This is a genomic window from Collinsella sp. AF14-35 (assembly GCF_003464565.1).
In the GTDB taxonomy this organism is placed as follows: domain Bacteria; phylum Actinomycetota; class Coriobacteriia; order Coriobacteriales; family Coriobacteriaceae; genus Collinsella.
Genome location: NZ_QRZD01000021.1, coordinates 1 through 16,924, shown reverse-complemented (window position 1 = coordinate 16,924; position 16,924 = coordinate 1). Strand labels below are relative to the sequence as shown.

At 57.6% G+C, this 16,924-nt stretch carries 14 protein-coding genes; 10 read left to right on the top strand and 4 right to left on the bottom strand.

Annotated features, from left to right (window positions below):
* Positions 1-244: 244 nt before the first annotated feature.
* On the bottom strand, positions 245-1,210 hold the full coding sequence (locus tag DWW12_RS07425) for a response regulator transcription factor (protein ID WP_158564427.1): 966 nt from the start codon (positions 1,208-1,210) through the stop codon (positions 245-247).
* 329 nt (positions 1,211-1,539) lie between these two features.
* Between DWW12_RS07425 and ptcA the strand changes: the two genes are divergently transcribed.
* The 3 genes from ptcA to DWW12_RS07410 all read left to right on the top strand — a co-directional run bounded on the left by ptcA (position 1,540) and on the right by DWW12_RS07410 (position 5,759).
* Entirely contained in the window at positions 1,540-2,613 is a 1,074-nt protein-coding gene (gene ptcA / locus DWW12_RS07420; RefSeq protein WP_117654944.1) for a putrescine carbamoyltransferase, read from the top strand.
* Positions 2,614-2,745: 132 nt separating this feature from the next.
* Positions 2,746-4,185 (top strand): APC family permease, encoded by a 1,440-nt coding sequence (locus DWW12_RS07415; RefSeq protein WP_117774343.1) that lies wholly within the window; start codon positions 2,746-2,748, stop codon positions 4,183-4,185.
* Between the two features lie 368 nt (positions 4,186-4,553).
* Entirely contained in the window at positions 4,554-5,759 is a 1,206-nt protein-coding gene (locus tag DWW12_RS07410; RefSeq protein ID WP_022094159.1) for an agmatine deiminase family protein, read from the top strand.
* On the opposite strand, the gene DWW12_RS09950 is transcribed toward DWW12_RS07410, so the two are convergent.
* Positions 5,756-5,974, bottom strand: a complete 219-nt coding sequence (locus tag DWW12_RS09950) for a hypothetical protein (protein ID WP_117564702.1) — start codon at positions 5,972-5,974, stop codon at positions 5,756-5,758. The genes DWW12_RS07410 and DWW12_RS09950 overlap by 4 nt on opposite strands.
* 122 nt (positions 5,975-6,096) lie before the next feature.
* Between DWW12_RS09950 and DWW12_RS09765 the strand changes: the two genes are divergently transcribed.
* Both DWW12_RS09765 and DWW12_RS07400 read left to right on the top strand, forming a co-directional pair.
* Positions 6,097-6,309, top strand: a complete 213-nt coding sequence (locus tag DWW12_RS09765) for a hypothetical protein (protein WP_199570749.1) — start codon at positions 6,097-6,099, stop codon at positions 6,307-6,309.
* On the top strand, positions 6,299-7,708 hold the full coding sequence (locus DWW12_RS07400) for an APC family permease (RefSeq protein WP_117855615.1): 1,410 nt from the start codon (positions 6,299-6,301) through the stop codon (positions 7,706-7,708). The genes DWW12_RS09765 and DWW12_RS07400 overlap by 11 nt, the downstream gene beginning before the upstream one ends.
* 35 nt (positions 7,709-7,743) lie before the next feature.
* On the opposite strand, the gene DWW12_RS07395 is transcribed toward DWW12_RS07400, so the two are convergent.
* Positions 7,744-7,935: a hypothetical protein gene (locus DWW12_RS07395; protein ID WP_117629864.1), complete on the bottom strand. Its 192-nt coding sequence runs from the start codon at positions 7,933-7,935 to the stop codon at positions 7,744-7,746.
* A 128-nt stretch (positions 7,936-8,063) separates the two neighbouring features.
* Here DWW12_RS07395 and DWW12_RS07390 point away from each other — a divergent pair, with 128 nt between their 5' ends.
* From DWW12_RS07390 to DWW12_RS07375, 4 genes are all read left to right on the top strand, one after another.
* Entirely contained in the window at positions 8,064-9,056 is a 993-nt protein-coding gene (locus tag DWW12_RS07390; protein WP_117855614.1) for a helix-turn-helix transcriptional regulator, read from the top strand.
* 315 nt (positions 9,057-9,371) lie between these two features.
* Complete coding sequence (locus DWW12_RS07385; RefSeq protein ID WP_158550994.1) at positions 9,372-11,000, top strand: amidohydrolase; 1,629 nt, start codon at positions 9,372-9,374, stop codon at positions 10,998-11,000.
* A gap of 96 nt (positions 11,001-11,096) precedes the next feature.
* On the top strand, positions 11,097-12,473 hold the full coding sequence (locus tag DWW12_RS07380; protein ID WP_089572364.1) for an MATE family efflux transporter: 1,377 nt from the start codon (positions 11,097-11,099) through the stop codon (positions 12,471-12,473).
* Between the two features lie 251 nt (positions 12,474-12,724).
* On the top strand, positions 12,725-13,894 hold the full coding sequence (locus DWW12_RS07375; protein WP_199408734.1) for an ATP-binding protein: 1,170 nt from the start codon (positions 12,725-12,727) through the stop codon (positions 13,892-13,894).
* A 374-nt stretch (positions 13,895-14,268) separates the two neighbouring features.
* Here DWW12_RS07375 and DWW12_RS07370 read toward each other — a convergent pair whose 3' ends face one another.
* Positions 14,269-14,919, bottom strand: coding sequence for a GNAT family N-acetyltransferase (locus DWW12_RS07370; RefSeq protein ID WP_089572363.1), 651 nt, complete (start codon positions 14,917-14,919; stop codon positions 14,269-14,271).
* 350 nt (positions 14,920-15,269) lie between these two features.
* Between DWW12_RS07370 and DWW12_RS07365 the strand changes: the two genes are divergently transcribed.
* Positions 15,270-16,301 carry a 3-deoxy-7-phosphoheptulonate synthase gene (locus DWW12_RS07365; protein ID WP_117855613.1) on the top strand — a complete coding sequence of 344 codons (1,032 nt, stop codon included), beginning with the start codon at positions 15,270-15,272 and terminating at the stop codon, positions 16,299-16,301.
* Positions 16,302-16,924 lie beyond the last annotated feature (623 nt).

The following is a 16,924-nucleotide window of genomic DNA, read 5'->3' as shown; positions in this document are numbered from 1 at the left end:
CTAGAGCATCTCAGATGCAAGTGAGTAGGCTTTTTTGGATCTGCCGAGCACATCGCGGCAAGTGCTCAATAAAATCGCAGGTCAGGGCTGTGGCGTTTTGAGGTGTGCTCGGCATCCCGCCAAAAGCCTACTCACTTGGTTTTACTGCTAGAAAACCGCCGCGAGGGAAAGTAGCTCCCTCGCGGCGGTTTTGGCATTTGCCCAGATAAAACCTGCCAAAATAAACCTGTCCCTTTTTGGTAGGTTATCGTTTCCAAAAGTGGAGGATCAGGGTCGTACGGTTTTGCCGCTCGGTTTTGACCAGGATGTTGTGGATGTGGGTCTTGACGGTACCCACGGCAAGGAAGAGCTCGTCAGCGATCTCTTGGTTCGATTTGCCCAACACAACCAGACGCATGACTTCGGTTTCGCGGTTGGAGAGCTTGTAGGCGTTGCGATAGAAGGGCATCTGCTCTTCGATGTGTCGATCAAGATCGCTGACGTTCTTTTCCTCGGGCGCCTCCTGCATGCGAATCGAAAGCACGTGATAGGCATAGATGATCAGCAGAATCGCAAAGTAGCACGCAAAGATGTTCTCGCTAAAGTTGCGCTCGGACAGGTACAGCTGCAGCCAAGAGGGTGCCAGGCTCATGGGAACAACAAGGATGTTGTAGAAATCCTCGGCAACGATGCACCCGACCAGAATGGCGCCGATAATGAGGTGCTTTCGTTGATTGTTGACGCGCGCCTTAAGCTCGACCTGCGTGCTTTTATGCGCCGTCCAAAAGATATACAGTCCCACAAATACAAGGAATACCTGACGCATCGTGTAGTAGAGCCATTGATGTATGGGGCCGTAGGGGACAGCGACAATGATCAGCAGCTCGCTCAGGAAGAACGTTGCGACGGGAATAACAAACTGCTTTTTTGAATGTTTGTCGAGCAAGTCCATGGCAATGAGCCAGATAAAAGCTTGTGAAGCGGTCGCCACAAGGGTCCGCAACACAGGCATGGTAATTGAGTAATAGTCGCTGGCTGGAAAACTCTGGTTTTGCAACGTGTATTCAAAAAAGAAGATCTCGGTCATCTCGATGGCATAGCAAATAAAAACGCCGCTGCCATAGATAAAGAAGCGTCGACGAGACGAGGCATAGGCGGCAAGCGAAAGCACTGCCGTCACAATACAGATCACGAGTATCGCTAGGGTATAGAAGAACATCAGGGTGTTCATCTGCCACCGTCCCATCTCATTTCATCTATGGCCGAGCCCTGTATACCTTGTGGGATATAGACGTCTCAACCCTTCGTTCCATTGCGGATTAGGCGCCGAGATACAGCATAGCCGTATACCGTTCGCGGTTCTAGATAGTAAACCCCCTGCAAGCTGGCTACCTGCGGGTTTATATTGGTTTAGAGGGGATGTAACTCCGTGAACGGTCTTTAATCCCGAATAAACTAGGTAAAAATTGCATACGGGTGAATGATGGTCTTGTCAACACGAGGCGTGATGTTCGAGCGCCTCATAGCAATAGTCGGCACGACCGGCGGAAAGGAATCGACATGGCGCTGCCTAAGGATTTCATCGACACCAACGACTTCACCAAAGAGCAGATCCTGGCTATCGAGGATCTTGGCCTGGCAATGAAGAAGGCCATCAAGGTTGACGGCTATTATCCGCACCTGCTCCGCAACCAGAGCCTTGGCATGATCTTCCAGCAGGTTTCCACCCGCACCCGTCTTTCCTTCGAGACCGCCATGTGCGACCTCGGCGGCCACGCTCAGTTCTATGGCCCTGGCACCATTCAGCTCGGTGGCCACGAGTCCCTGGGCGACACCGCTCGCGTCATGGGCGACCTGCTCGACATCATGATGGCTCGCGTTGACCGTCACAAGGACGTCGTCGGCCTCGCCAAGGGTTCCGCCGTGCCCGTCATCAATGGCATGTCCGAGTTCAACCATCCCACGCAGGAGATGGGCGACCTCATGACCATGCTCGAGAACCTCCCCGAGGGCAAGAAGATCGAGGACTGCACCCTGGCCTTCATCGGCGACGCCACCCAGGTCTGCGTCTCCCTCATGTTCATCGCCTCCAAGGTCGGCATGAAGTTTGTCCAGTTTGGACCCAAGGGCCACCAGATCCCCGACGGCGGCCTGCACGTTGGCACCGTTGAGGAGCGCGCCGAGTTCGGCAAGCAGATGATGGCCATCGCCGAGGAGAACTGCAAGGTCTCCGGCGGCTCCGTCGTCATCTCCGACGACATCGAGTGCATCAAGGGCGCCGACTTCATCTACACCGACGTGTGGTATGGCCTGTACGACGAGGAGGTCTCGGGCGAGAACTACATGGACGTGTTCTACCCCAAGTATCAGGTCACCATGGACATGATGAACTTCGCCGGCCCCAACTCCAAGTTCATGCACTGCCTGCCGGCCACTCGCAACGAGGAAGTCGTCGACGAGGTTATGGACGATCCCGAGCGCTCCCTGTGCTGGGTCGAGGCCGAGAACCGCAAGCACTCCATCCGTGCTCTCCTCGCTGCCCTGGGCAAGCGCACCCCGCTCAACGACGAGGGTGTCGAGTACTCCGCCAAGGCCGAGCTTCACGCCGCTCTCGAGGCTCTCGAGCAGCTCTAAGCCTTAAGCCTGCTAAACGCACGTTTGCGGGCGGCGGATGCTCGTCTCCTGTCGCCCGCTCACCGAGGCTCAGGCAATTGCCTTAGTACCTTGGGCCTCGGATCTGTCCAAGACTGAGCGAAGGAGCTCATCATGAGCGACGGAAAGAAAAAGCTTTCCTTTTTGACGGTCATTTCGACCATCATCTGCGTCGTCTTCGTTTGCGAGGCCGCCGCTCCTGCTGCTGCCATTGGCAACCAGCAGTTCTTCTGGTGGATCTTCCTGATCCTGACCTTCCTGCTTCCTTATGGCATGGTTGTTGCCGAGCTCGGCACCACCTATGACGGCGAGGGCGGCATTTACGACTGGGTACGCGATGGCCTGGGCGACAAATGGGGCGCCCGCATCTCGTATTACTACTGGGTCAACTACCCGCTGTGGATTGCCTCGCTGGCTACCATGTTCCCCGACATTTTGGGCATGGTCTTTGGCGTTGAGTTCAACTTGATCGCCAAGATGGGTATCGATCTTGCCTTTGTGTGGATCGTCTACCTCATGGGCCGCTCCAAGGCGGCCGACTCCGAGTGGGTCCTTAACGGTGGCGCCATCATCAAGGTCGCCGTCGCCGTTATCGTTGGCGCTTTGGGCATTTGGTATGCCATGGAGAACGGTTTTGCGAACGACATGTCCGCTGCCACCTTCCTGCCCGAGCTCACCAACACCAACGCTCTCGGTTACCTGTCGATCATCATCTTTAACTTCATGGGCTTCGAGGTCATCTGCACCATGACCGATGACATGGCCGATCCCGCTCGCGATATTCCCAAGGCTATCATCGTCGGTGGCCTGTCCATCGCCGTGATCTACCTGTTCGCTGGCTTTGGCATCGGCGCTGCTGTGCCGGCCGATTCCATCGACCCCGACTACGGCATGATTTATGCAGTCCAGACCATGGTGGGCGACTCCATGATCTTTAAGGTCATCTGCATTGCCTTCCTGATCACCCTGTTCGCCAACATGGCTGCTTGGTCCTTCGGCGTTAACTCCGTTGCTCGCTACGCTGCCGAGCACGGCAACATGCCCAAGGTCTTCGCCTCGATGATCTCTGATGACGACATGCCCAACGGTGCCAACCTGGTCAACGCCGTCGTTGCCTCCCTGGTGCTGTGCCTGCAGCTCGTTCCCATCGATGCCATCTCCAACGGCGTCTTCTGGATGCTCTTCGGCACCTCCGTCGTCTTCCTGCTGCTGACCTACATCCCGATGTTCCCGGCGTTCCTCAACCTTCGCAAGAACGACCCCGACCGCGAGCGCATCTTCACGTTCCCGTTTAAGGGTGCCATGATGAAGGTCATGCTGGCCATCCCTTGCATCGAGCTGATCCTGGCCATCGTTGCAACGCTGGTGCCGTTCTCTGCCGCTGAAATTGGCGACAAGCTCCCGATGATCGTTATCTTCATCGTGCTTCTGCTCATCGGCGAGGTTGTCCGCGTCGTCAGCGCTAAGGGCCGCGAGACCGAGTACAAGGGCCTCACTCCCGAGCTGGCAGCTCAGCGTCTCGCTGAGGAGGCCGCCGAGGCCGAGGAGAACTAGAGCACCCGGTTCTGGGGCTCCAACCCTCCTCGTGTACCAACGCGCGCTTCGTCGGGCTTGTCGCTCCCGACTCCGGGCACTCTAGCCTCTTCGGAGGCGTGTCCAAGCGACAGGTTTGCTAACCATTCCCCCGGGGTGGGTGTGAGCGATAGCTCCGGTAACCACCGCCCACCCCAATCTCTCTTCCGTATCCTTCGTGCGTTTTGTCTCCGCGCACTTGGTTACGTCGTCGCTTGCCGGTGCGATTCCGTGAAAACCGGCACCGGGCGCCCCGACCTTTGCCGGGGAACGGGCGCCTACCATCTCTTGGTTTTAGGCTGCGGGTAACCCGCCCGCAGCAAGCGATCGTTCGATTTGGAGGAAATCTTATGCGTACGATCACCGAGTCCGAGTCCACCCCCAAGGCCGACGGCTTCTTCATGCCCGCCGAGTTCGCCCCGCAGGATCGCGTGTGGATGGGCTGGCCCCACCGCACCGACACCTGGGCCCACGGCGCCAAGCCGGCCCAGAAGCAGTATGCCGCCATCGCCCGCGCCATCTCCGAGTTCACCCCGGTCTATATGTGCGCCAACCAGGTCGACTACGCCAACTGCAAGGCCGTCTTCGAGAACGACGAGAACGTCACCGTCATCGAGATGACCACCGACGACGCCTGGTTCCGCGACACTGCCGCCACCTACGTCATCAACGGCAAGGGCGAGAAGCGCGCCAACCACTGGCACTTCAACGCCTACGGCGGCCTCGTCGACGGCCTGTACTTCCCGTGGGACAAGGACGAGCAGATCGCCCTCAAGATGGCTGAGCTCTCCGGCTGCCGCCGCTATCGTCCCGACGACATGATCCTCGAGGGCGGCTCCATCACCGTCGACGGCGAGGGCACCCTTGTCGTGACCGACCAGTGCCTGCTTTCCCCGGGCCGCACCTGCTCTGCGGTTCTGGAGGAGGAAGAGGATCCCGAGTCCATCTGGCCCAAGTACCGCAAGAAGTTTGAGCCCTGGAGCGAGGAGCTTCGCGCCTACATGGACGAGCACCTCAAGGATTACCTGGGTGTCGAGAAGGTCATCTGGGTCAAGGAGGGTATCGACCCCGAGGAGACCAACGGCCACATCGATGACGTCGCCACGTTCATCGCGCCGGGCGTCATGGCCTGCATTTGGACCGACGATCCCGAGTATCCGTTCTACGAGCAGTGCCACGCTGCCTACGAGACCCTCTCCAACGCCGTCGACGCCAAGGGCCGCAAGATGAAGGTCTACAAGCTCTGCATGCCCGTGAACCCGCTGTTCATGGACCAGGCTTCCTGCGACACCATCGACGCCGACGAGAACGCCGAGCCGCGCGTCCCCGACGAGCCGCTGATCGCCTCCTACATGAACTACCTCGTGACCAACCACGGCGTTATCGTCCCGCAGTACGGCGACGAGAACGACCAGCTGGCCGTCGACACGCTCCAGAAGATCTACGACGAGGTCTGGGGCGAGGGTGTCTACAAGTGCGTCGGCGTTCAGTCCGAGCAGGTCGTCTTCGGTGGCGGCAACATCCACTGCATTACCCAGCAGGAGCCGTCCGCTTAATCGTCTGACTTTCCGAGGCACCCCATCTCGCCGCTCAAACCGTCGCTCGCGTACCAAAGTACGCTTCGCTCCTCTTTCGCGGCGACCTGGGGCACCTCGAAAACCCAGCCGATCAATCGGACAATCGGCGAATCGAACCATCTTGGGGCATTGATGGTCGGCTTGCCCGATGTCTTGGTCGGTTGGGTTTTCTTTGGGCACTCCGTTGCCTCCACTTCGGAGTGCCCTTTTCTTTGATTGAGTACGCGTCTGGCCTGGGATTTTTTGCGGGTTAGGCCAATTGTTCGCTTGAATTTCCCAGGTCAGACGCGTCTTCAATTGCCGAAAGTTATCGGTCGTGAACGCGACCGTTTTGATCGGAGTATCTATGTACCAGCGTATCGTTATCTACACGCGCCTGTTCCGCGAGCGTTGGTCCAACAATTGCATCCTCTCTTCTCTTTGGGATGGCACCTGCACCGGTGACGCGGCCTGCAACCCTACCTTGGGCTGCGCCTTCGGTACAGATGCCATCCTTTTTGCTGTAGGGGAAGCGTGCCATGGCAGGTAAAAAGTTCTCCCTGTTCGAGGTCATCCTCTCGGTTATCTGCGTTGTCTTTACCATCGAGGCGGCTGCTCCGGCATCTGCCATGGGTAACGTGCAGTTCTTCTGGTGGATCTTCCTTATCATTACGTTTTTGCTTCCCTATGGCCTGGTGGTGGCCGAGCTCGGTACGGCGTTCGATTCCGAGGGCGGCCTGTACGACTGGGTTCGCCTGGGCTTGGGAGACCGTTGGGGTGCACGCTGCTCCTGGTGCTATTGGGTCAACTTTCCACTGTGGGTGGCAAGTATCGCCTGCATGTTCCCCAGTGTCATCAATGCGGTATGGGGCATCGAATTTTCGCTTGGGGTCCGAATTGCCATCGAGCTTACCTTTGTGTGGGGCGTCACGGTCATGGCAATGCAGCCGGTGGCCGAGGCCGATTGGGTCATGGATGGCGGCGCCGTCATCAAGGTGCTCATTACCGCCGTGGTGGGAATCATCGGCATCTGGTTTGCCTGCAACAACGGCTTTGCCAACGATATGTCGTTTAAGACCTTTGTCCCCGATCTGGGAGACACTAACTCACTGACGTATCTTTCAATCATCCTATTCAACTTTATGGGCTTTGAGGTGGTCGCGACCTTTGCCAGCACGATGAAGAACCCATCGCGCGATATCCCCAAGGCGGTTATCGCCGGTGGCGTTGCCATCGCGGCGATCTACATTATCTGTGGCATCGGTATTGGAGCCGCGGTTCCCACCGAGCAGCTTTCACTCGATTCGGGCATTGTGGACGCGGTTGCCGCCATGGTGGGGCGCGCTCACCCGCTGACGATGGTCGTGGGCGTGGCCTTTCTGGTAACGCTGTTTGCCAACATGATCTGTTGGAGCTTTGGCGTCAACAACGTGGCGAGCTATGCCGCGCGCCATGGCAACATGCCGCGTCCCTTTGCGCTGGTGTCCAAGAAGACCGGCATGCCCAACGGCTCGGCACTCATTAACGGTTGTTTTGCCAGCTTGGTGCTGCTACTTCAGATTCCGCTGGGTGAAGGTTCCGACGTCTTTTGGGTCTTCTTCTCGATGAACGTCGTCTTTCTGCTCATGAGCTATATCCCGATGTTCCCGGCGTTTTGGCGCCTGCGTAAATACGACGACCGCCCGCGTGTGTTTCGCGCGCCCTTCGAGGGCAAGGTGCTTGCGGTAGCGCTTGCGGTGCCGGTGGTAGAGCTCGTGCTTTCGATTGTTGCGACAACCGTGCCGCTTAACAGCTCGCCCGCCGAGATGTCAAAGTTGCCGATCCTCATGGGTGTGGTGATCGGCGTGTTGCTGGGCGAGGTTTCGCGCCTCATATCGCGCCGCGGCCGCAGCATCGACAATCCCGGCGTTGGCGCAAGGGGGACAGGTCGCTTTGCACCAAAACAGTAGCGCCGCGAGTTGTGCGGTGCTAGATGCATCTTGGATTACTGCTCACGCTGCTCGGGATCAGATGCGAGCTTGGGTGCAAAGTAGGGGACGTGGCCCAGGTAGGGGCAGCTGTCCTCGCGTGATTCGACGACGCAGGGGATATCTTCGTAGGTGAGTGAGTCGCTCAGGCGGGCGATGGTCTTGGCGGCAGGAGCGACGAGCATCTTGAGCGGTGCGATAGGCGCCATGGCATCTCCTTTCATCGGTGAGACACAGCTTGTTTATCTAAACGATACAGTACGTTTAATCGGTGAGTCTAATCTTGCGGCAAAGAATCTGTCAACATCCTCACGGCATCTAGACAGGGGAGGCGGGCATGAGTTTCGCGTTCTATATCTACACCACGATTATCATGGGTGTGGCTCTGGTGACCAGTGCCGTGGCATTGGTGGTTTGGCTCATGACGCGCCGTCGCGACAGCCTGGTGGCCGCGGCGGGCTTTTTGCTCTACATGCTCGATATGTCGGTCATTTTTTTTGACGAGTACAATCGGCTCAAATACGACTACGCTGTTACCTTTAGCGAGCCGTTGCAGCACCCCTTGCTGCGCTGCGTGCTCGGTATTGCCATCTATGCCTGCGTGGTACTGTGGATGTTTGCGCGCTTGCGCAAAAGGCCGACGTCGCGCATGCTCGGACTTGCTATCGTGCCGTTTTCAATCTTGCAATTGGTGCTGGTGCCTCGCAGCGGTGCTGCCGGAGAGATGCAGCAGTATCTCTTTTGGCTCACGCGTGACCTGGGCAATGTAGGATGTCTTGCCTATGCCGCCTGGCATTACCGGCACAGGGCCACGCGTGTTGAGAAACTCGACCTCGACCGCTCAAAGCTCTTTTGGAAGGCGGCACTCGTTCTTGCGTTTTGCGTAATCGCCGAGGACACCTACATGATTTTGCTCTGTCGCCCCGACTCTCAAAACCCCGTCATCAGCCTCTTTTTGTGGTATCTGTCCGAGCGCAATATCTCCGAAAACGTGCTGCTCATGGCATGCGCGGTCCAACTCTTTTGCCAGTTTAGCCATATCCTGCGCGTGTATGCCCGTCATCCGCGTGCCGATGAGGACGTGGCGGCCGAGAGCGCACGCTCTGGGGACGATCTAGCATCACGCGTTGTGATCTATGCCGATGCCCATAAGCTGTCGCGGCGCGAGCAGGAGGTGCTCACGCTGGTGCTGAAGGGCAACGACGCCCAAAACATCGCCAGCGAGTTGGTCATCAGCCCTGGCACTGTCAAGGCGCACTTGCATCGCATCTACGTTAAAAGCGGTGTCTCCAACCGAGATGACCTCATAGATGCCTTTTGGCGTTCCTAGTCCTATTCTTCCTTGCATGCGGGTCTTGCCGTGTGGGCGGGCACGCCGTTGGGCGTAATGACGCGGTAATAATCTCAGACAATAAACCTGCAGGTAAAGCGTGTAAACCTGCTTAAACTGACCGTTTGCGATCCCTGGCCTTGGCACGGATTTGCTCCTGTGTATCAATGGGTGTAGCGCGAAGCCGCGGACGTGGGACAGACGTCCGAGCACGGCTTGTAGGCACGCGCCGATGCGGGAGCGCTACGCTCCCAACCGAGTGCCCACGCGGGCGGTGCGTCCGCGTTGCAACCAAAGATGCCTGAGGAGGCTCACATGGACAAGGCTGATGTAGTTATCAAGAGCAACGCCGTCTTTACCGGCGATGGGCTCGAGCCGTTTAAGGGCGGCGTTGCCGTGCGCGGTGATAAGATTGTTGCCTGCGGTGACGATGCTCACCTGGCACCGTTTATCGGTCCCGATACCGAGGTGCGCGACTTTGGCGACCAGCTCGTCATGCCCGGCCTGATCGACTCGCACACGCATTTTGCCCAGGGCGCGTTTATGACCGACCCCGATTTTGCCGTCAACCTCATCGACTGCACCAGTTTTGAGATGGCGATGGAACGTGTCGTGGCGTTTGCGGCCGACCATCCCGATAACGAGTGGATTCTGGGCTGCCAGATTATCCAGTTCCAGTGGGATGTCCCCGAGATGCCCACAGCCGCGATGATCGATGAGTACATCTCGGACCGCCCGGTCTTTCTGCAGCAGGTTGACCTGCATACCTTTAGTGCCAATACCTGCGCCATCAACAAGGTGGGAGTAACTTCGCAGACGCCCGATCCCGCAGGCGGCAAGATCCTTAAGGATGCCGAGGGCAATCTGACGGGCGTGTTTTCCAACAACGCCGGCGTCTTCTTTATGGACGAGGTCTACGACCCAGCGCCCGAGGTTGTTGACGCGTCGTTTGCAAAAACCGCCCGGCGCGCCAATGCCCTGGGAATCACTACGGTCGGCATGGTCAATCCTACGTTTGTGAGCATGGAAAACCCGTATGCGGTGTTGGCAGGTCTTAATGCCAAGGGCGACTTGCCACTGCGCGTGTTCCTGTACACCGATCTGTTCGAAAACGAGTCCTTAACGCTCGAGCAGATCAAGGAGAAATACGCCTTCTCGGGTACGCAGGTCGAGTGGCACGGCTTTAAGCAGTTTCTTGATGGCGTGTGCTCCGACCACACCGCTTGGATGCTTGAACCCTATTCCAACGCGCCCGATACCTGCGGTGAGCCCGCGGAGGATCCAGAGCGCATCCGTGCCGCCATTGTCAGGGCGCAGGAATGGGGCGTTGACACGCGCGTCCATACGATCGGCGATCGCTCGGTGCGTTTTGTGCTTGATTGCTTTGAGGAGGGCGAGCGCTTGCATGGTAAGCGGGGTTGCCGCCACTCCATGGAGCACAACGAGACGGTTCAGCCCGAGGATCTGCCGCGCTATGCCGAGCTGGGTATATGCCCTGGTATGCAGCCGTGGCACATGCTGCTCGATATGGCTGACCTTGCCAAGGACGATGCCGTGGGCCCCGAGCGTGCTGCGCTTTCGTGGCCCCTGCATAGCCTGCTTGCCAGCGGTGCCGTGGTGCACCTGGGCAGTGACTTCCCCGTTGTGGGCTTGGAGCCCATGGAGGAGGTGTACGGCGCGGTCTTCCGCATGCTCGAGGACGGCTCCAACCCAGAAGGGTGGTTCCCGCAGGAGCGCATCACCATGGCCGAGGCCCTGCGCGCCTACACCTACGGCAGCGCCTACGCCATGCATGCCGAGGATCGCATCGGTACGCTCGCATGCGGCAAACAGGCTGATATCTGTGTGCTCGACCGTAACCTCTTTGACTGCGAACCGGCTGAGGTCCTCGAGGCCACGGCGTCTCTCACGATGATTGCCGGCAAGGTGGTCTACGAGGCCTAGCGGGGCTGCTGCATCGCTAGGCGGTGCCGCAGCCTGTGCGTGCCGCCCATCCATTCATGCATCCATTCATCAATCTCTCATGGAAAGGGGAGAACAATGGCAGAAGAAACGACCGCCGCTGTTGAGGAGGAGCGTGAGCTTGCCTCGCAGCCGATTCCCGGCCTGGTGCGCAAGTACACCATCATCACCGGCCAGGGTATGCTCGCCCAGATTATCATGGTGGTCCTTGAGGGCCTCGTGATGGGTTGGGGCCTGGGTGCACACGGCCTGGCCTGTGTTTCGATCATCATGTCGGTCGAGTACATTAACCTGGCCTTTGGCAACCTGTTTGGCACCGGCGTGCCCGCCGTGGTGGGCAACCTTTTGGGTGCCGGCGACATTAAGGGCGCCAGCAAGGCGTTTAGCCAGGGTTTTTGGCTTACCACGATTGTGAGTGTGCTGCTTGCTGTGGTGATGGCTGTGTTTACCGAGCCCATCTGCGCATTCTTCGGCGCCACGCCCGACATCATGGCCGATACCGTTGCCGGCGTGCGCACCTTCTCCGTGCTGCTGCCGCTCACGGTCATTGGTCAGATGGTCACCGCCGTCATGCGTGTGGACGAGAAGGTTCAGATCCAGGCCAACCTCATGACCGTGTCTGCCATCGTCGCTATCTGCTGGCTTGCGCTTTCCACGTTTGTGCTCAAGCTTGGCGTTATGGGAGCTGGCGTGTACTACGGTCTTTCCATCGGTATCTGGGCCATCGGTATCTTCTGGTTCATCGGCGGTAAGAAGTCGCAGCTCCAGATCAGCGCCGCCGACCTCAAACTCGACATGGCCATCTGCGGCCAGATCATCAAGATTGGTTTCCCGTTCTTTTTGGTGCAAGCTGCCACGTTCATCTTCAACACCGTTGCCAACTCGTTGCTTGGCCAGCTCGGCGGCGACATGGGTTCGCTCTACATCGCGGCCTTTGGTGTGATCAACGGCTACATCCTCTACATTACCATGATGGTCGCCCAGTGCTTCTCGTACGGCCTGCAGCCCATTGCCGCCTTCAACGCCGGCGCCAAGGCGTGGGCGCGCCTCAAGGAAACGCTCTCCTGCACGCTTAAGTACCAGGTCGTGACGCTTGCTGCGGTGTCTGCTGTGCTATGGGTGGCCGCAACGCCGGTCTGCGCCTTTTTTGCTGGTAGCGACCCGGCGCTCGTCGAGGTTGCCGCCAACGCCACGCGCATCGTTATCCTGGCCGTGGCCCTGGGCTATCTTGCCATGACCATGTCGATGTACTTCCAGGCGGTTGAGAAGGTGGGTATCGCCACGTTCACCGGTCTGCTCCGCTACGTGATCTGCTCCGTGCCGCTTATGTACCTGCTTGGCAACATGATGGGCGTTCAGGGTGTCTGGTTTGCCTTGGTGGCGGCTGACGCCATCACTGGTCTTATCTCCATCGCCCTCGCCGTCCGCGAATCCAAGCGACTTGCCACGCTCTAGACTCGGACACGGCCGGCCCGCGATAGTCGAATAAGTCAACTCGCCTGCAAGCCACCACAATGGGGACAGTTCCCATTGTGGTGGCTATTGTTATTTAGGGTCTGAGATTTCGGCTCTATAAATAACGTTTTTGAACTGGGCTACTAAAAGATTGTGGAAAACACTACTACAAGATTATGGAAAACGCTACTGCAAGATTATGGCAAATGATACTATACGATTATGGTAACAGCGTTATAAGGGGCGTTGATATGGCCGAGTACATTAACAGGGATTTGCATGAGTTGCTCATTCGCATGGCGGGTTGGTTTCCTGTTGTGTCGTTGACGGGGCCTAGGCAGAGCGGTAAGTCTACGCTGGTTCGGCATGCCTTTCCCGACTATTCCTATGTTACGCTTGAGGACCCCCAAACGAGGCGCGCGGCCTTGGAGGATCCGGTGAGTTTTATCCGCAACCGAAAGGGCGGACTCATCATCGACGAGGCGCAATACGCCCCGGATTTGTTCTCGATGATTCAGGTTGTTTCGGATGAGCGGGGAGACGCCGGTCAATACATCCTTACGGGATCGCAAAACTTTTTGATGATGAAAAGCATCGGCCAGTCTCTTGCCGGGCGAGTCGGGATCTTAAAATTGCTGCCATTTTCGTTTCGAGAAGCGGAGAGGGGCCAGCAGGGGCAGTTGGAAGTGGATTTGTTTGCGCTCGAAGGGGGATACCCTCGCCTGCGTTCCGCCGGAATGCCGTCCTCGGTTTATTTCCCCAGCTATATTGATACCTATGTTGAGCGCGATGTTGTGGGCTTGCTTGACGTGCGCAATAAAGCGGAGTTTCATAAGTTTCTGTCCATAATTGCCCAGAGCGCCGGTGCTCTCATTAATATATCTTCGCTTTCTCGAGATACGGGTGTGAACGTATCGACCATTAAAAGCTGGTTGTCTATCCTGGAGCAGAGCTACCTGACGTTTTCACTGCAGCCCTATTATGCAAATGCCAGGAAACGTTTGACTAAAACGCCCAAGCTTTATTTTTACGACACGGGGCTGCTCTGCTACTTGCTCAAAATTGGATCACTGGAGCAACTTTTGGAGAGCTCTTATCTGGGGGCAGTTTTCGAAAACCTCATCGTTTCCGAAACGGCGAAGAGCCATCTCAACGTGGGCGAGAATCCCGAGTTGTATTTCTATAGGGACGACGGCAAGCGAGAAATCGATTTGCTCGACTGCACAAACTCAGGGAGTCCCAAGGCTATCGAAATAAAATCATCCAGAACGTATCACGATAAGTACGCCCGCCATTTACAGGCTGTATGCGATGAGATCGACATTGCAAAAGATGCGCGCTATGTTGTGGCCCGCGTGGATTCAACGTATGAGTCGAAAGACTGTAGCGTGGTCTCGGCGCGTGATTGGCTTTTGCGATAACAAGTTCGGCGTATTAACAACTGCCGCGAAGAGGATCGGACCCCTTTCGCGGCGGTTTTTTGCCGATCCGGTGCGCCTCAGATGCAAGTGAGTAGGCTTTTTTGGATCTGTCGAGCACACCGCGACAAACGCTAAATAAAACCGCAGGTCAGAGCTGTGGCGTTTTGGAGTGTGCTCGGCCTCCTGCAAAAGGTCTACTCACTTGGTTTTTCGGCGAGAAGGCCGCCGCAAGGGCAAGCAGCTCTCCTCACGGCGGTTGGCGTTTGCCCAGATAAAACCTGCCAAAATAAACCTGTCTCTTTTTGGCATGTCCCTTTTGGCGCGGCTGATTGGTTTGGGCTGTTTTGGAGAAAGCCCATGAGGCGGCACTCAGGCTAATCCTGCGTGTCGCCTCCGTACATGTAGACGATAAAGCCGTCGCCGGTGTCTTGGCTGTGATCCTCCAGGATGCGTTTCATGTTGAGGTGCTCGTAGAACTGCCAGTCAGAGTTGCAGTCGCTCATCAGGAAGAACTTGGTGCACCCGGCTTTGGCGAGTTCGGCGCGCGCAAGGTCGATGAGCTCGCGGCCGAGTCCCTTGCCCTGCCACTCGGGCACAATGATGATCAGGTTGAGCTGGCCCTGGGCATACTCGTCGCCCGTGGCGGCAAAGCGATCGGCCGTGGCCTTTTCGCGACTGTCGCCAAAGAGCGAGCCCTCGAGTTTGGCATCGGCGGTCTTTGCCATCTCGGTTGCCTGGGCGAACATCTCGTCGTAGCAGGGTACCCACGTGGGGTTGGTACGCGGCTTGCCGTCCTCGAAGATACCGATGCAGCAGGCGGCGATAATGCGGCCCTCTGCCTCGGCGACGAGCGCGATGGGGGAGCGCTGCAGCTGCATGGCAATGTTGAAGCGCGCGCAGAAATCGGCAGCTTCGACGTCGCCGCGGTTGCGCAGCGTGTTGCACCACAGCTGGTTGTAGATGGCGGCGATGCCAGCCAGGTCGTCGAGCGTGGCGGCGCGCAGGGTTACGTTGTCAAGGCTCATGGAGGCTCCTTCCAAGGTGGGTCAGGCCACCTCTGAGTGTGACATGGGCGCACCGCTGCCGCATCAACCATTCGGTAGACGAGCTTCGATCTCTCGGGGACGGAGGAAAAGGGGCCACGAGCGAGGATTTTCGGACGCTTGCTCGACGAGAGTGGATAATCTCCCACTTTTAGCGCGAACATAGGTCAAAAACGGGAGATTATCCACTCTCGTTGGAAGCGCCCGAAAATCCTCGCTCGTTATCCATTCCCTTTTTGGCTGGTTGTGCTTGCACTTTAGCGTGCGACAGCGGATAATGCCGAGCATTCGACAATGTTCTCGTTGCCATCAATTGATTGAGGAGGCCCCGCATGGCCATGGAATTTAAACGCAGGCTGCCGATCCCCATGGAGATCCGCGAGGAAATGCCGCTTTCCGCCGAGCTTACCGCTAAGAAGCAGGCATTCGACGCCGAGGTCGCCAAGGTCTTTACCGGCGAGGACGCGCGCAAGGTGCTCATCATCGGACCGTGCTCTGCCGACCGCGAGGACTCGGTCCTCGAGTACATGAACCGCCTGGCCAAAACCGCCGAGGAGGTCAAGGACAAGCTCATCATCATTCCGCGCGTCTACACCAACAAGCCGCGTACTAAGGGCACTGGCTACAAGGGCCTGCTGCACAACCCCGACCCCGAGGCGCCCGACGATCTGCTCGAAGGCGTTAAGGCCATTCGCCACATGCACTTGCGCGTCATCGAGGAGACTGGCTTCTTCACTGCCGACGAGATGCTCTACCCGTCCAACTACCAGTACCTCGTCGACCTGTTGAGCTACGTCGCCGTGGGTGCGCGTTCGGTCGAGAACCAGGAGCACCGTCTGGTGTCGAGCGGCATTTCGGTGCCGGTGGGCATGAAAAATCCTACAGCCGGTTCCACTACCGTCATGCTCAACTCCATCTACGCCGCCCAGGCGCACCAGAGCTTTATCTTCCGCAACTGGGAGGTCGAGTGCGACGGCAACCCGCTCGCGCACGCCGTCATGCGCGGCTACATCGGTCTCGACGGTCGCACTTACCCCAATTACCACTACGAGCACCTGGAGCGCCTTGCCGAGCGCTATACCGAGCACGCCGGCTACGCCAACCCGGCGGCGGTTATCGACTGCAACCATGACAACTCGGGCAAGCGCCCGCTGGAGCAGTATCGCATCTGCAAGGAAGTGCTCGACAGCTGTCGCCGCAACGAATCCATCTCCAAACTGGTCAAGGGCTTTATGATCGAGTCCTACCTGGAGGATGGCAACCAGCCGGTCGACGGCGGCGTCTTTGGCAAGTCGATCACCGACCCGTGCCTGGGCTGGGAAAAGACCGACTATCTGATCCGCGAGATCGCGGAGCGTGTTTAGTTACGCGGGTTTACCAACCCGCGTAACGGCTCGACGCTGCGCGCCGCCCAGAGCGACAATTTGTCATTCAAAAGGCAAGGCATGACCAGAAGGTCAATGCCCTGCCTTTTTCATGCCAACTTGTACGCTCTGGACGGCGCTCGCTGTCCGTCCTCTACCTGCGGAGTTGTCCTGCTCCAGGGCACTCATTGGGGACAGACTTAAATGAGTGCTCGCAGAATGAGAGTGGATAGTCTGCCGTTTATAAGTAGTTGTTGGGGACGTTCTTGTTGTTTGACTAGTCGTTTAAGAACGTCCCCAATGACTACCTTTCAAACCTGGCAGTTGGGGACGTTCCTTATGTGCTGGCACTTGGGGAAACTCCTTGCGCCAGCGGACGCGGTTTGCTTGCTGGTATTGCCAGATTGTTGGGCGTTCTCCAAGCCCTGTGGGCAAAAAATGCCAAATATGAGTACTGTTGCTGCTGTAGTGCCATATTGCTCCCACAAAATAATGGACATAAAGTAAATATGTTCATTAACGCTAGTACATATAAGCCTGATACAGAGCTGATTGAGCAATGTGGAGGTGCATACAAGGTGGCGCGCGCAGACGTGGTGTAAGAGCGTCCCGAGGTCCGTCGC

Excerpts from the sequence above, each read along its gene's own strand:
- DWW12_RS07425 (WP_158564427.1), bottom strand. The coding sequence starts at position 1,210 with ATGAACACCCTGATGTTCTTCTATACCCTAGCGATACTCGTGATCTGT.
- ptcA (WP_117654944.1), top strand. The coding sequence starts at position 1,540 with ATGGCGCTGCCTAAGGATTTCATCGACACCAACGACTTCACCAAAGAG.
- DWW12_RS07415 (WP_117774343.1), top strand. The coding sequence starts at position 2,746 with ATGAGCGACGGAAAGAAAAAGCTTTCCTTTTTGACGGTCATTTCGACC.
- DWW12_RS07410 (WP_022094159.1), top strand. The coding sequence starts at position 4,554 with ATGCGTACGATCACCGAGTCCGAGTCCACCCCCAAGGCCGACGGCTTC.
- DWW12_RS07400 (WP_117855615.1), top strand. The coding sequence starts at position 6,299 with ATGGCAGGTAAAAAGTTCTCCCTGTTCGAGGTCATCCTCTCGGTTATC.
- DWW12_RS07395 (WP_117629864.1), bottom strand. The coding sequence starts at position 7,935 with ATGGCGCCTATCGCACCGCTCAAGATGCTCGTCGCTCCTGCCGCCAAG.
- DWW12_RS07390 (WP_117855614.1), top strand. The coding sequence starts at position 8,064 with ATGAGTTTCGCGTTCTATATCTACACCACGATTATCATGGGTGTGGCT.
- DWW12_RS07385 (WP_158550994.1), top strand. The coding sequence starts at position 9,372 with ATGGACAAGGCTGATGTAGTTATCAAGAGCAACGCCGTCTTTACCGGC.
- DWW12_RS07380 (WP_089572364.1), top strand. The coding sequence starts at position 11,097 with ATGGCAGAAGAAACGACCGCCGCTGTTGAGGAGGAGCGTGAGCTTGCC.
- DWW12_RS07375 (WP_199408734.1), top strand. The coding sequence starts at position 12,725 with ATGGCCGAGTACATTAACAGGGATTTGCATGAGTTGCTCATTCGCATG.
- DWW12_RS07370 (WP_089572363.1), bottom strand. The coding sequence starts at position 14,919 with ATGAGCCTTGACAACGTAACCCTGCGCGCCGCCACGCTCGACGACCTG.
- DWW12_RS07365 (WP_117855613.1), top strand. The coding sequence starts at position 15,270 with ATGGCCATGGAATTTAAACGCAGGCTGCCGATCCCCATGGAGATCCGC.